The sequence below is a fragment of the Chryseobacterium sp. POE27 genome, from assembly GCF_039727685.1.
In the GTDB taxonomy this organism is placed as follows: Bacteria; Bacteroidota; Bacteroidia; order Flavobacteriales; family Weeksellaceae; genus Chryseobacterium.
The window spans coordinates 288,362-302,493 of sequence record NZ_CP152475.1; the positions used below are offsets into that span (position 1 = coordinate 288,362).

General features: G+C 40.7%; 9 protein-coding genes. 7 read left to right on the forward strand and 2 right to left on the reverse strand.

Annotated elements, in window-relative coordinates:
* Positions 1 to 71 precede the first annotated feature (71 nt).
* Complete coding sequence (locus AAHI02_RS01280) at positions 72 to 1,544, reverse strand: S41 family peptidase (protein ID WP_346985080.1); 1,473 nt, start codon at positions 1,542 to 1,544, stop codon at positions 72 to 74.
* The gene (locus AAHI02_RS01285) at positions 1,513 to 1,794 is read right to left on the reverse strand and encodes a hypothetical protein (protein WP_346985081.1); all 282 of its coding nucleotides are present in this window, start codon (positions 1,792 to 1,794) and stop codon (positions 1,513 to 1,515) included. Before AAHI02_RS01285 ends, AAHI02_RS01280 begins: the two co-directional genes overlap by 32 nt.
* A gap of 277 nt (positions 1,795 to 2,071) precedes the next feature.
* Between AAHI02_RS01285 and AAHI02_RS01290 the strand changes: the two genes are divergently transcribed.
* The 7 genes from AAHI02_RS01290 (at position 2,072) to AAHI02_RS01320 (ending at position 13,900) form a co-directional block, all read left to right on the forward strand.
* Positions 2,072 to 4,708 carry a glycoside hydrolase family 3 C-terminal domain-containing protein gene (locus tag AAHI02_RS01290; protein ID WP_346985082.1) on the forward strand — a complete coding sequence of 879 codons (2,637 nt, stop codon included), beginning with the start codon at positions 2,072 to 2,074 and terminating at the stop codon, positions 4,706 to 4,708.
* 61 nt (positions 4,709 to 4,769) lie between these two features.
* Positions 4,770 to 6,641 (forward strand): alpha-L-arabinofuranosidase C-terminal domain-containing protein, encoded by a 1,872-nt coding sequence (locus tag AAHI02_RS01295; RefSeq protein WP_346985083.1) that lies wholly within the window; start codon positions 4,770 to 4,772, stop codon positions 6,639 to 6,641.
* A 280-nt stretch (positions 6,642 to 6,921) separates the two neighbouring features.
* Positions 6,922 to 8,622 carry a ribulokinase gene (locus AAHI02_RS01300; protein WP_346985084.1) on the forward strand — a complete coding sequence of 567 codons (1,701 nt, stop codon included), beginning with the start codon at positions 6,922 to 6,924 and terminating at the stop codon, positions 8,620 to 8,622.
* A gap of 34 nt (positions 8,623 to 8,656) precedes the next feature.
* Entirely contained in the window at positions 8,657 to 9,355 is a 699-nt protein-coding gene (locus tag AAHI02_RS01305) for an L-ribulose-5-phosphate 4-epimerase (RefSeq protein ID WP_346985085.1), read from the forward strand.
* Between the two features lie 133 nt (positions 9,356 to 9,488).
* Positions 9,489 to 10,985, forward strand: a complete 1,497-nt coding sequence (gene araA / locus AAHI02_RS01310) for an L-arabinose isomerase (protein ID WP_346985086.1) — start codon at positions 9,489 to 9,491, stop codon at positions 10,983 to 10,985.
* Between the two features lie 23 nt (positions 10,986 to 11,008).
* Complete coding sequence (locus AAHI02_RS01315) at positions 11,009 to 12,169, forward strand: aldose epimerase family protein (protein ID WP_346985087.1); 1,161 nt, start codon at positions 11,009 to 11,011, stop codon at positions 12,167 to 12,169.
* A 3-nt stretch (positions 12,170 to 12,172) separates the two neighbouring features.
* Entirely contained in the window at positions 12,173 to 13,900 is a 1,728-nt protein-coding gene (locus AAHI02_RS01320) for a sodium/solute symporter (RefSeq protein WP_346985088.1), read from the forward strand.
* Positions 13,901 to 14,132 lie beyond the last annotated feature (232 nt).

Sequence of the window (14,132 nt, forward strand, 5' to 3'; positions counted from 1 at the left end):
AAAGCCACCATTTTTTTGGTGGCTTTGTTATTTATGAATGGATTTTAATGGTAATTAAAAACTGTAGAATATTATTTTTTCTTGTCAATAAGGTCAAATGCTTTCAGAAGCAAAAGGTCCTCTTTATTTCTAATGCTTTCAACAGTAGGGCGTACCACAACATCCGGTTTTATACCGATGCGCTGGGTTTCCCCTCCGTCCGGATAATAAATACCAAGTCCAGAAAAAATGAGAATATTGCCGTCTGTCAGCTTAATTGAAGTTTTATTACCGTCGGCCCCTGCCGTCTGGCTGCCTACGAAAATTACATGAGGCACTTTTTTGAAAACCATGGCCCACATTTCTTCCGCACTTTGAGTATATTCATTAATAAGAACGACCACCTGTCCCTTGTACGGATCAGGATTATCTTTTCCTGCAAATTTATAATCCTTATTAACAATATTATCTACAAAACAGAATTTACCCGGCTGACTAAAATCGGCCTGCGCTTTTATTCCATACACCACGGGCTTGGCGAGTAAATAATCAAAAACTTTAAGCAGGGAAGCATTGTCATTGTAGCCGCGCAAATCAAAAACCATCCCCTTGGTATTTCTGTATTTTTCCATTAAGGCAGGAATTTCCGCTCCCTTCAATGAAGAAAACTCGAAATAGACCTTATCATCTAGCTGAAAACTTGGGTTAAGGCGGCTCTCTTTCTCATTATAGGTTAAATACTCGTATGTTTTTCCTTTATAATTTAATTGATAATTAGGAACACCTTCCTTGTCCCACTCATTGTTAAAAATACGTGTTGTCCTCTCCATTGCTGTTTTGAAGGGTTTTCCGTCCTTTTTCACGCCTTCTATAGCAATTGTTTTTTCATCTCCGCTGAAAAGATAACTGTATGCGTCACGTATCTTTACTGATTCATTGGAAAATGCAAAATATTTTGATTTGTCATTTATATTTTTAACAATCGATTTGCCGTTAATTTTAGTAATAAGGTCACCAATTTCCAGATTGGCTTTCTTCATTTTTGCTTCATCTTTAACTCCGGTAATAAGCACAGCATTGTCAACGATCTGAAAAATGAATGGGGAAGAAAGCTTTCCAACCACATTATACTGATAGGTCTTTTCTATACTGGTATGGGTATCCTGTAGTTCGGCGGCCAATTGCATAACTGCTGATTCATAATCCTTTTCATTATTTATTTTTTTAAACAATGGGATATACTTTTTCAAAATATAGTCCCAATTATGATCGAGAAGATACTTGTAAGGGTAAAAATATTCAATGGCATTCCATATTCTGAACAACTCCAGCATTTTAACCTCTACTGAAAATGTATCGTAAACTTTTTCATTTTTACTACTGAAATAAATATCATTTTCAGGCGGATTAGAATAAAATGAACCTACATTATTGGGATGATTGATAAGATCTGATAAACGCTTTTTGCTTTCAGGACTAATCTTATTTAATTTTTCAATCCATGAAGAGTCAAAATTACGAAGGGTGATACTATCACATCCGCTGTCTTTTTTTTGTGATTTCATCAAATTTATTTTGATCTGCCGTATTCAACCAATTCTTTATAATACCATCGGGTCCGGACTTTGGATTATTGCGTAAAGTTTCCAGCAAAACAGCGTCCCAATCTGCTTTTTCCTGTGATATAGCAGGATGGTAATATTTTATTAATCCCCAGACTTTTCCTATTTCGTATAAATCACGATCAGAAAATTTACTCAGCTGAGCAGACAGCGCAGAGGCCATAAAAAATGAGATGAGAACGATGTATTTCATATGCAATTAGTTTGAATTTGATTTAAATTCTTCAGGCTGTGAATTTAATTTAAATTTTCGAAATGATATTATTAATTCTATTGTAAGATAAAAAATGGCTATAAATTCTCTCTCATCCAAAAAACAGATCAATTTTATTTCTAAAATTAAGTGTTAATTATACATTTATTTAAAATAGAATACTATATTTGTACTTCTCACAATGATTATGATAAACCATTGATGAATATTTAAATGATGAAAAGCATAAAGATCGTATGACCATTTACATTCCTATATGAAAAAGATAGTATCAGGCATTGGCCTCCTCATTATTACCACATCATCATTATCTGCACAGGCAGGAAAAACTGAACCGTTCAGGAATCCTAAACTTCCGGTAGAGCAACGTATTGATAACCTTCTTGGGTTACTTACCGTTGATGAAAAAATAGGAATGATGATGGATAATTCTAAAGCTGTTCCACGCCTTGGAATTCCGGCATACGGATGGTGGAATGAAGCACTTCACGGCGTAGCAAGAGCTGGGACAGCCACCGTTTTCCCACAGGCCATCGGTCTGGCAGCAAGCTGGGATGTCCCGGAGCATCTGAAAACTTTTGAAATGATTTCTGATGAAGCCCGTGCCAAGTACAACAAGTCTTTTGATGAAGCCGCAAAAACCGGGCGATACGAAGGCCTTACATTCTGGACGCCCAACATCAATATATTTCGGGATCCTCGATGGGGAAGAGGGCAGGAAACCTACGGAGAAGATCCTTATCTTACGGCAAGCCTTGGAGTGGCTGCTGTAAAAGGATTACAGGGAAATGATCCTGATTATTTTAAAACCCATGCCTGCGCCAAACATTTTGCTGTACACAGCGGCCCGGAATGGAACCGCCACTCTTACAATGCCGAAATTTCTCACCGCGACCTTTACGAAACCTATCTTCCTGCATTCAAAGCATTGGTGCAGCAGGGAAATGTAAGAGAGGTGATGTGTGCATACAATGCCTTCGACGGGCAGCCATGTTGCGCCAATGATTTCCTGGTAAGCGATATCCTGCGTGGAAAATGGAAATATGACGGAATGGTCGTTTCTGACTGTTGGGCACTCGCCGATTTCTATCAGAAAAAATACCACGGAACCCATCCTGACGAAAAGTCAACGGCTGCTGATGCTTTAAAACACTCAACCGATCTCGAATGTGGAGATACCTATAATAATCTTAATAAATCCCTCGCCAGCGGACTGATTACCGAGAAAGATATCGACGCTTCCATGCGCAGAATCCTGAAAGGCTGGTTTGAATTGGGTATGCTTGATCCTAAATCATCCGTTCACTGGAACAGCATTCCGTACACTGTGGTAGATTCTGAACCCCATAAACAACAGGCATTGAAGATGGCACAGAAATCAATCGTGCTGATGAAAAATGACAAGAATGTTCTTCCTTTACATAAAAATAGTAAAAAGATCGCCATAGTTGGGCCGAACGCCGATGACGGACTGATGCAGCTCGGCAATTATAACGGAACACCTTCTTCCATTGTAACGATTTTAGACGGAATCAAAAGCAAATTGCCTAATACAGAAATCATTTATGAAAAAGGAAGTGAAGTTGCCGATCCGTCTTCCAGAACTTCACTTTACCAAAATTTTCTGAGCCGCAAAAATGGTGAAAAAGGAATGAATGTGGAGTTTTTTAACAATAATGAATTTAAAGGAACACCTGCGAATATTTCAGTCAATAAAACAGGAATCAGCTACAACAGTTTCGGCGGTACGCAGCTTGCCCCAAATGTCGGTAGGGAAAACACTTCTGCGAAAATTTCAGGAATTTTCAAAAGCCCGTATACCGGTGATGTAATTTTTTCAGCTTCTACATCAGATATATATACCCTTTTTGTGGACGGAAAAGAAATTGCCACCCGTAAAGGCCCCGATGCAAGACATCCGTCGGAATTTCCTGTAAAGATGGAGAAAGGTAAGGAATATCAGATTGAGCTTCGTCACAGTCAGAAAGGAAAATATGTAAGCATCAGTTTTGAAGTCTACCGTAAAGATCCAGTGAACTTCGCGGCCGTAAAAGAAAAAGTAAAAGATGCTGATGTAATTATATTCGCAGGCGGACTTTCCCCAAGCCTGGAAGGAGAGGAAATGCTGGTGAATGCCGAAGGATTTAGAGGAGGTGACAAAACGAATATTGAGCTTCCGAAAGTGCAGCGCGAACTTCTTGCTGAATTAAGAAAAACAGGAAAACCCGTTATTTTCGTACTGTGTACAGGAAGTGCCCTGGGTCTTGAACAGGATGAAAAAAATTATGATGCTCTCGTAAATGTATGGTATGGCGGACAGGCAGGTGGAACAGCCGTAGCAGACGTTTTGTTCGGTGACTATAATCCATCCGGTAAATTGCCTGTTACTTTTTACAGAAATATCGAACAACTGGATAATGCTTTATCTAAAACAAGCAAACATCAGGGATTTGAAAATTACGATATGCAGGGAAGAACGTATCGCTATATGACGGAAAAGCCACTGTATCCTTTCGGACACGGGTTGAGCTATTCTACTTTTTCTTACGGTAATGCAACGCTCAGCAAAAATACCATTAGCACTGATGAAAACATGACCATTTCCATTCCCGTAACGAATACTTCGGGAAGAGATGGAGAAGAAGTTGTTGAGGTTTACGTAAAACGAAATAATGATTCTTTGGCTCCATTAAAAACATTAAGAGCCTTTCAAAGAGTAGCCATTCCATCCAAAGCTTCTAAAACGGTTGAGCTAACGCTATCTGCAGATTCGTTTATGTTTTATGACGAAAAAGCAGATGATTTAGTATCAAAACCGGGAGATTATACCATTTTGTATGGCGGAACTTCTGCAGATTCAGGGTTAAAAAGCCTTTCGCTGAAAGTAAAATAAGATTTTTTGCCATCAGCACATATTATTTTTAAACCTAAAAACTAACCATTTTTCAGATTAAATGAAAACAAAAAATAAAATCTATACCGCTGTTATTTTTCTTACGGCTACCTTTTTCTCTGCTCAGAATAAAAGCAAATCAACTTTTACACTTGATCTTAGCGGAGCTTCTACCGGAATTAAAATCCAGCCTACAATGTATGGGATTTTCTTTGAAGATATCAATCAGGCTGCGGACGGAGGAATTTATGCAGAACTCATTAAAAACAGAAGCTTTGAATTCAATGAACCGCTGATGGGATGGCAACAGCCCAAAACCGTTACCCTTTCCGAAAACAAAAACTCCGGTTTTATCACCATGATTACCAATAAAGATAAAACCAATCATAACTACGCCCGGATTACCATCAACGATGATAAAGGATATGAATTGTATAATGAAGGGTTTAAAGGGATCGGCCTGCATCAGGGAGCCGGATATGATCTCAGTTTTATGCTTCAGAATGTGTCAGGAAATATTTCATCCGTAAAAGCCGAGCTGCTGGATGAAAATGGCAAAACAATAACAGCTTCCGTTGTTCCGGTCAACAGCAGTGAATGGAAAGAATACAAAGCAGTTATCACTCCTGAAAGAACTGTAGCCAAGGCAAAGCTCAGACTGACTTTTTCCGGTCGTGGAGTTGTAAACATGGATATGATTTCACTTTTCCCGCAGGATACCTGGAAAGGCAGAAAAGGCGGATTACGGAAAGATCTTGTCCAAAAACTGTATGATCTTAAGCCTGGTTTCTTACGCTTTCCCGGCGGATGTATTGTGGAAGGAAGAACCCTTGCAGAGCGCTACCAATGGAAGAAAACAGTCGGCAACGTTTCCGACAGGGAATATCTGATTAATAAATGGAGTTCCGGATTTGCCCACCGTCCGGCACCGGATTATTACCAGTCTTTCGGATTAGGATTTTTTGAATACTTCCAATTGTCTGAAGACCTCGGTGCAGAACCATTACCGATCTTAAGCTGCGGAATGGCCTGCCAGTTCAATACCGGAGAACTTGTAAAACTTGATGAGCTGGATCCGTATGTTCAGGACGCTTTGGATCTTATCGAATTTGCCAATGGTGATTCCAAAACTACAAAATGGGGGCAACTTCGTGCCAATATGGGGCATCCTCAGCCATTCAATCTAAAATTTATCGGAGTTGGAAACGAGCAATGGGGACCTGATTATATAGATCGCTACAAAATATTTGAAAAAGCCATTCATGCGAAATATCCTGATATTAAAATCATTTCCGGAAGCGGACCGTCTCCGGATGGCGAATTCTTTGACTATGGATGGAAAGAGCTGAAAAAATTGAACGCCCAGATCGTTGACGAACATTACTACAACTCCCCGGAATGGTTCAGAAAAAATTCGGCAAGATATGATGCTTACGACCGTAATGGCCCTAAAGTTTTTGCAGGCGAATATGCCGCCCAGTCAGTAGGCGTGGTAAAACCTGAGAATAAAAACAACTGGGAATGCGCTCTTTCCGAAGCGGCATTCATGACAGGCCTTGAAAGGAATGCAGATGTGGTGTACATGACTTCTTACGCGCCGCTTTTGGCTCATGCCGAAGGATGGCAGTGGACACCGGATCTGATCTGGTTCAATAATCTTACTTCCTACGCAACACCTAATTATTATGTTCAGAAACTTTTTTCCAATAATAAAGGAACGGAAGTGCTGAAAATCACAGGTAACGGAAAACCGGTAACCGGGCAGGATCAACTGTATGCAACAGCCGTAAAAGATGCAATAAACAAAGAAACCATCATCAAAATAGTAAATACGGATGCAGAGAGTAAATCCGTAAATATCAATCCTAAAAATATAAGCTTAGGAAAAAAAGCTGACCAAAATTATTCTGACTGCACCGCAGCTTTCTGCTGAAAACAGTTTTGAAAATGAAATAATTCAGCCCAAAGAAGAATCAGCAACCCTTAAAAAAGGCAAAATAACGCTGGAAATTCCCGGGCAATCATTGGTTATTTTAAAAATAAAGTAAAGCCAAAAACTTTGATTATCAATAAATATTAAAAATTAAGTGTAATTATTACATTTAATTAAAAAGAATCTTATATTTGTTTAAATCTTTTAAAATGGAATTCAAGGAATTTTCGTAGACAGGATTAATAACATATTATAACAATAATTAATAAGTATCACGTTAATGAAAAAATACGTTATAGGATTAGATTACGGAACCGATTCCGTTCGGGCAATACTTATCGATACAGAAAACGGAGCAGAACTTTCTTCCTCCGTAAGCTATTATCAGCGCTGGAAAGAAGGCCGTTTCTGCAGTCCGGAAAAAAACAGCTTCAGGCAGCATCCTTCAGACCACATCGAAGGACTGGAAAAAACCATTACCGAAATCGTTCAACAGAGTGGTGTACAGCCGGAAGAAATCGTAAGCATCTGTATCGACACGACCGGATCATCACCACTTCCTGTCAATCAGGATGGAGTAGCCCTTTCATTAACGCCCGGCTTTGAAGAAAACCCGAATGCCATGATGGTGTTGTGGAAAGATCATACTGCGATCCGTGAAGCCGAAGAAATCAATACTTTGGCGAGAACATGGGGTGGTGAAGACTATACAAAATTTGAAGGAGGTATTTATTCCTCCGAATGGTTCTGGGCCAAAATCCTGCATATCAATCGTGTAGATGAAGAAGTGAAAAATGCTGCCTACAGCTGGATGGAACACTGCGATTACATCACATTTCTTCTGTCAGACCAAAAAGATTTAAAAACTTTTAAAAGAAGTCGCTGTGCTGCCGGTCACAAAGCAATGTGGCATGAAAGCTGGGGCGGGCTGCCGTCCGAAGATTTTCTCAACAGGCTCGATCCGTCTCTGGGGCAGCTTAAAGAAAGGCTTTACGAAAAAACATATACTTCAGACGAAGTAGCGGGACACCTTAATGAAGAATGGGCGAAACGATTAGGTTTAACCACTTCCACCGTGATTGCTGTCGGAACTTTTGATGCACATTCCGGTGCGGTAGGTGCAAAAGTAGAAGAAAATACGCTTATCAGAATTATGGGAACTTCTACCTGTGACATTATGGTAGCTCCAAATGATATTATTGGTGATAAAACCGTAAAAGGAATCTGTGGCCAGGTAGATGGATCTGTCATTCCGGGAATGGCAGGGCTGGAGGCCGGACAGTCTGCCTTCGGAGACGTACTGGCCTGGTATCGTGATATTCTGATGTGGCCGGTAAACAATATGCTGAACCATTCCGAAATCATTTCTCCTGAACAAAAAGTGCAGCTCAAAGAAGAATTTGAAAACAACCTTATTCGAAACTTAACAGCGGAAGCGGAAAAGATTTCAAATGATGAAGCTATTCCTGTTGCCCTCGACTGGGTCAACGGAAGAAGAACTCCGGATGCCAATCAGGAATTGAAAGCTGCAATCAGCCATCTTTCCCTGGGAACGAAAGCACCGCATATTTTCAAAGCACTGGTAAATGCCATCTGTTTCGGAGCTAAAAAAATCGTAGATCGTTTTGAGGAAGAAGGAATTACCATCAACAAAGTAATCGGAATTGGAGGAGTAGCGAGAAAATCGCCTTTTATCATGCAAACCCTAGCCAATGTTCTGGATATGCCGATCATTGTTGCTTCTTCGGATCAGGCGCCGGCGTTGGGGGCTGCTATTTATGCTGCTGTTGCCGCTGGAATTTACCCTGATGTTCAACAGGCCAGTCGTACAATGGGATCGGAGTTCGAAGCAGAATATCTTCCACAGCCAAGAGACATTCAGCAATATCGCCAACTGATGGAGCAATATCAACAACTGGCCGATTTCACAGAAAATATAATAAAGTCTAAAAACAACCTTGAAGGCTCGTTGGTCAATTAAATCTGATGAAAATGACATCCGAAAAATATAGAAAATGAAAAAATATAAGGAACTTCAGAGAGAATGTTATGAAGCCAATATGCAGCTTGATGCATTAAAGCTTGTTGTGTACACTTTCGGTAACGTGAGTGCGGTAGACCGGAATGAAGGGATTTTTGCCATTAAACCCAGTGGTGTTCCCTATGCAGATCTGAAGCCGAAAGATATCGTCATCCTGGATTTCGATGCGAATGTTATTCATGGTAAACTTAGGCCTTCATCCGATACCAAAACTCATGCATATCTTTATAAAAACTGGGAAAATATAGGGGGGATATCCCATACCCATGCGATCTATTCTGTAGCGTGGGCACAGGCTCAGATGGACATTCCGATTTTCGGCACGACTCATGCCGACCACCTGACTTCCGATATTCCGTGCGCCCCCCCGATGGACGATAGCCTGATTGAAGGCAATTATGAATACAACACAGGAATCCAGATTCTGGACTGTTTCAGAGAAAAAAATCTTTCTCCGGAAGAAGTGGAAATGGTTCTTATCGGAAATCACGGTCCGTTCACCTGGGGTAAAAACGCTGAGAAAGCCGTTTACAACAGCAAAGTCCTGGAAACCATTGCGGAAATGGCCTATCTGACAAGGCAGATCAATCCTGATGCTTTACGTTTAAAAGATTCTTTAATCAAGAAGCATTACGAAAGAAAGCACGGCAAAGATGCCTATTACGGGCAGTAATTGGCAGCTAGCTGTTGGCTTTTTGCTTCTGGCTTGATAAGAAAACCCGAACCCGAAGGGTTCAATATTAATAGGCATAGGTGAAACCTATGGGAAAATATCAACAATCATTCATCAACAATCATTTATAACAATGTTAACACCTCTCAATACAAAAGAAATCTGGTTCATTACCGGAAGCCAGCATTTGTACGGCCCTGAAACATTAGCCCAGGTTGCCGAACATTCAGCGAAAATCGTAGAAGCACTGAATGCTTCATCGCAGATTCCTGTAAAAGTGGTTTTAAAGCCAACCGTAAAAACTACGGAAGAAATTTTTGAAACCTTAGTAGCTGCCAATCATACTGCCAACTGTATCGGGGTGGTCACCTGGATGCATACCTTTTCACCGGCGAAAATGTGGATTCGTGGACTCACCGCTTTACAGAAGCCTTTACTGCATCTTCACACCCAGTTCAATCAGGACATTCCCTGGTCGACGATGGATATGGATTTTATGAATCTGAACCAGGCCGCACATGGTGACCGTGAGTTCGGATTTATGGTCAGCCGTCTTCGTAAAAACAGAAAAGTAGTGGTTGGGCACTGGGCCGAAGAAAGAGTGCAGAAACAGATCGGCGACTGGAGCCGTGTGGCTGCTGGCTGGGATGACTGGCAGGGAGCAAAATTCGCCCGTTTCGGAGATAACATGAGATATGTAGCCGTTACCGACGGAGATAAAGTGGAAGCGGAAACCCAATTCGGATTTTCCGTGAATACATGGGGAATCGGTGATCTGGTAGGGGTAATTAATGGAATAGGGGAAGGCGAAATAAAAACCCTTATCGAAGAATACGAAGCTTCTTATAGAATGGCTGAATCGCTTCTTAGCGGAGGAGCCAACAGAAAATCGCTGGAAACGGCTGCCCGCATTGAGCTTGGACTTGAGAAATTCCTGAAAGACGGAAATTTCAAAGGATTCTCCGATACCTTTGAAGACCTTCACGGCATGGAACAGCTTCCGGGAATTGCTGTACAAAGACTGATGGAAAAAGGGTATGGCTTTGCAGGTGAAGGCGACTGGAAAACAGCGGCTTTAGTAAGAGCCATGAAAACCATGGGACAGGGATTGCAGGGAGGAAATGCTTTCATGGAAGATTATACTTATCATTTAAATCCATCAAACCCATCCATCTTAGGTTCTCATATGCTGGAAGTTGATCCGGTACTGGCAGCAGACAAACCTTCCTGTGAAATCCATCCGTTGGGAATCGGAGGAAAAGCAGATCCGGTAAGGCTGGTTTTTAATTCCAGAGGAAATATGGATTCGCTGGTGGCAGCATTAATGGATTTCGGAAACCATTTCAGGCTTCTGATCAACAAAACAAAATCTTTAGATATTATCGAAGAGCTTCCGAAGCTTCCAGTAGCGAGAGTTTTGTGGAAACCTCTTCCTGATTTATATACAGCTGCTGAAGCCTGGATTTTGGCCGGCGGTGCGCATCATACCTGCTACAGTGAAAACCTGACGGTAGAACAGCTGGAAGATTTTGCTGAAATGGCGGGAATTGAATCATTGGTGATCGATGAGGAGACTAAAATCTGCGATTTTAAGAATACCCTTCGCTGGAATGAAATGTATTATCGTTAATTCTTCAAAAAATCTTAACCATTATGAAAAAAATAGGAGGCAGTTTACTCATTTTGTTAGCAGTTTTATGTATTTTCGGCTGCAATAAAAAAGAAAACAATAATAAGACTCATTCAGAAAACATGGAAAATGTACAGGTTTCAGACTATGGTGTTACGGCGAAAGGTGATTCCATTAAAAAATATACGCTAACCAACAAAAACGGAATGAAAGTGGAGATCATCAATTATGGTGGTATCATCACTTCTCTTACGGCACCTGATAAGGACGGGAAATACCAGGATGTAGTTTTGGGATTTACCAGACCTGAAGATTATTTCAATGGAAATCCGTACTATTTCGGAGCATTGATTGGAAGATATGGAAACAGAATTGCCAATGCCAAATTCACACTGGAAGGCAAAACATACGACATTGATAAAAATGACGGGCCGAACAGTCTTCACGGCGGTAAAGAAGGCTTTCATACTAAAATATGGACAGTAGAACCGGTAAAAGATGCTAAACTTCCAACTTTGAAACTGACCTATGTAAGTGCCGATGGTGAAGAAGGATATCCTGGAAAACTAACAACTACGGTTCTTTATACTCTTACGGACGATAATGCCCTGGAAATTTCATACGAAGCAGAAACGGATAAAGCGACGGTAGTAAATCTTACGCAGCATTCCTATTTTAACCTTTCCGGAAATTTTTCCAATTTAATTACAGATCATGAGCTTCAGATCAATGCAGATAAGTTTTTACCTGTTAATAAAACGCTTATCCCTGTTGGTGAAGAAAAAGAAGTAAAAGGTAGTCCTTTTGATTTTACAGCATCAAAACCAATCGGTAAAGATATTAATGCTGAAGATGAGCAGATTAAATTAGGAGGAGGATATGATCACAACTGGATCCTGAACGGAAACGGAATGAGAACCATTGCTACTGTTTATCACCCGGCAAGCGGAAGGGTGATGGAAGTAATGACCGATCAACCGGGCGTTCAGTTCTACTCCGGGAATTTCTTAGACGGAAAATTTGAAACCAAAACCGGTGGCAAATACGAAAAAAGAAGCGGATTCTGTCTGGAAACACAACATTATCCTGATTCTCCGAATCAACCGGCTTTTCCTACTACAGAATTAAAGCCTGGAGAGAAATACCATACTAAAACCATTTATAAATTCTCTGTTAAAAAATAAACTATGGGACAATTAGCAACCATTGATATCATCATATTCCTTATCTATTTTGTGGTGGTAGCCGGATACGGACTCTGGATTTACAAAAAGAAGAAATCTGAATCTACCGGAAGTAAAGATTATTTCCTTGCCGAAGGATCCCTCACATGGTGGGCCATCGGAGCCAGCCTTATTGCTTCCAACATTTCGGCGGAACAGTTCATCGGGATGAGTGGAGAAGGATTTTTCGTGGGAGTGGCGGTAGCCGCTTACGAGTGGATCGCAGCCGTGGCGCTTATTATTATTGCCGTATGGTTTATTCCGATCTATCTTAAAAACAAGATCTACACCATGCCTCAGTTTCTGGAAACCCGTTATAATAAATCGGTTTCTCTGATCATGGCCGTATTCTGGCTGTTTTTATATGTGATTGTAAACCTTACTTCCATCCTGTATCTTGGAGCATTAGCAATTGATACTTTGCTGGGAGGCGAGCATCTTCACATCATTATGATTGTCCTGCTGCTGATGGCTTTGCTGATCGGTTTGGGAGGAATGAAAGTAATCGGATATACCGACGTAATTCAGGTGGCTGTACTTATCATCGGAGGTTTTGCAACGGTGTATATGGCTTTGCAAATTGTGGATCAGAGAATCAACGGAGTTGCAGTAGGAAATGCACTGGCAGGATTTAATACGTTGATGAATGAAGCGCCGGGACATTTCAAGCTCATGCTCGACAAGCCTACAACTACGACGACGACATTAGGCATGCCTCAGAATTTAGAAGTTCAGAAATATGTAGTATTACCCGGACTGGCCATGTATTTTGCAGGACAGTGGATTGTAAACCTGAATTATTGGGGATGTAATCAATATATTACCCAAAGAGCTTTGGGAGCAGATCTTAAAACCGCAAGAACCGGAATTCTTTTTGCCGGATTTTTAAAACTTTTCATGCCGATCATCGTAATGCTTCCCGGGATTGCAGCCTATGTGCTGTACACCAAAGGACAGCTTCCTGGATTTAATGGTGTAAAAGACGGTGCTTATTCTGCGATCCTTACCTTCTTGCCTTCGGGACTTAAAGGTCTTGCAGTAGCGGCATTAACGGCAGCAATTGTAGCTTCCCTGGCCGGAAAAGTAAACAGTATCTCTACGATTTTCACCCTTGATATTTATAAAAAATACCTCAAAGCAGATGCTACCGAAATCCAGATGGTGAGAACGGGAAGATGGGTCATCATTATCGCGATGATGGTTGCCCTGGCCTTTACCTGGACAGATGTTTTAGGGATCGGTGGTGAAGGAGGTTTTACCTTTATTCAGAAATATACAGGATTTATCAGTCCGGGAGTATTTGCCATGTTCCTTTTAGGGATGTTCTGGAAAAGAACAACCGGTACTGCAGCCTTGGTAGGTGTTATTCTTGGTTTTGTGCTGGCGATTTTCTTCAACAGCTTTGCCATCGGCATTTTCGGAAAAGAAACATGGCTGTACACTGCCTTCACCTATGAAAAACTGGAAAATGGCGTTGTACACACGATCACGGAAATTCCGTTCCTGATTAATATGGGATGGTCATTTTTCATTACTATTGTTGTAATGGTACTGATCAGCCTTGCCGGACCAAAAGTAAATCCTAAAGCTTTTGCTATCGACAGCAAAATGTTCAGAGTAGATGCAAGAACTATGGTTCTGATTGTAGTTACTTTGCTTCTGCTTACGGCTTTGTATGTAAGGTTCTGGTAATTTTTTAAATTTAAATTAATAAAAAACAGGATACCGGAAATGGTATCCTGTTTTTATTCTGTGTAGAAAGATCATTTTAATGTGTACAGCACGCCGTAGATTCTGTGCTATCTAAATGAAAACTGTCGCAAAATATTGAACTCCTCCGGAGTTCGGATATATTTCTCTTATGAATACTACACTGATACTGCTCCCCTGGAGCAAATTAATTTAGGCAACTATATTTTTGATT

Coding starts and splice junctions, on each gene's coding strand:
- AAHI02_RS01280 (WP_346985080.1), bottom strand. CDS start 1,544: ATGAAATCACAAAAAAAAGACAGCGGATGTGATAGTATCACCCTTCGT.
- AAHI02_RS01285 (WP_346985081.1), bottom strand. CDS start 1,794: ATGAAATACATCGTTCTCATCTCATTTTTTATGGCCTCTGCGCTGTCT.
- AAHI02_RS01290 (WP_346985082.1), top strand. CDS start 2,072: ATGAAAAAGATAGTATCAGGCATTGGCCTCCTCATTATTACCACATCA.
- AAHI02_RS01295 (WP_346985083.1), top strand. CDS start 4,770: ATGAAAACAAAAAATAAAATCTATACCGCTGTTATTTTTCTTACGGCT.
- AAHI02_RS01300 (WP_346985084.1), top strand. CDS start 6,922: ATGAAAAAATACGTTATAGGATTAGATTACGGAACCGATTCCGTTCGG.
- AAHI02_RS01305 (WP_346985085.1), top strand. CDS start 8,657: ATGAAAAAATATAAGGAACTTCAGAGAGAATGTTATGAAGCCAATATG.
- araA (WP_346985086.1), top strand. CDS start 9,489: ATGTTAACACCTCTCAATACAAAAGAAATCTGGTTCATTACCGGAAGC.
- AAHI02_RS01315 (WP_346985087.1), top strand. CDS start 11,009: ATGAAAAAAATAGGAGGCAGTTTACTCATTTTGTTAGCAGTTTTATGT.
- AAHI02_RS01320 (WP_346985088.1), top strand. CDS start 12,173: ATGGGACAATTAGCAACCATTGATATCATCATATTCCTTATCTATTTT.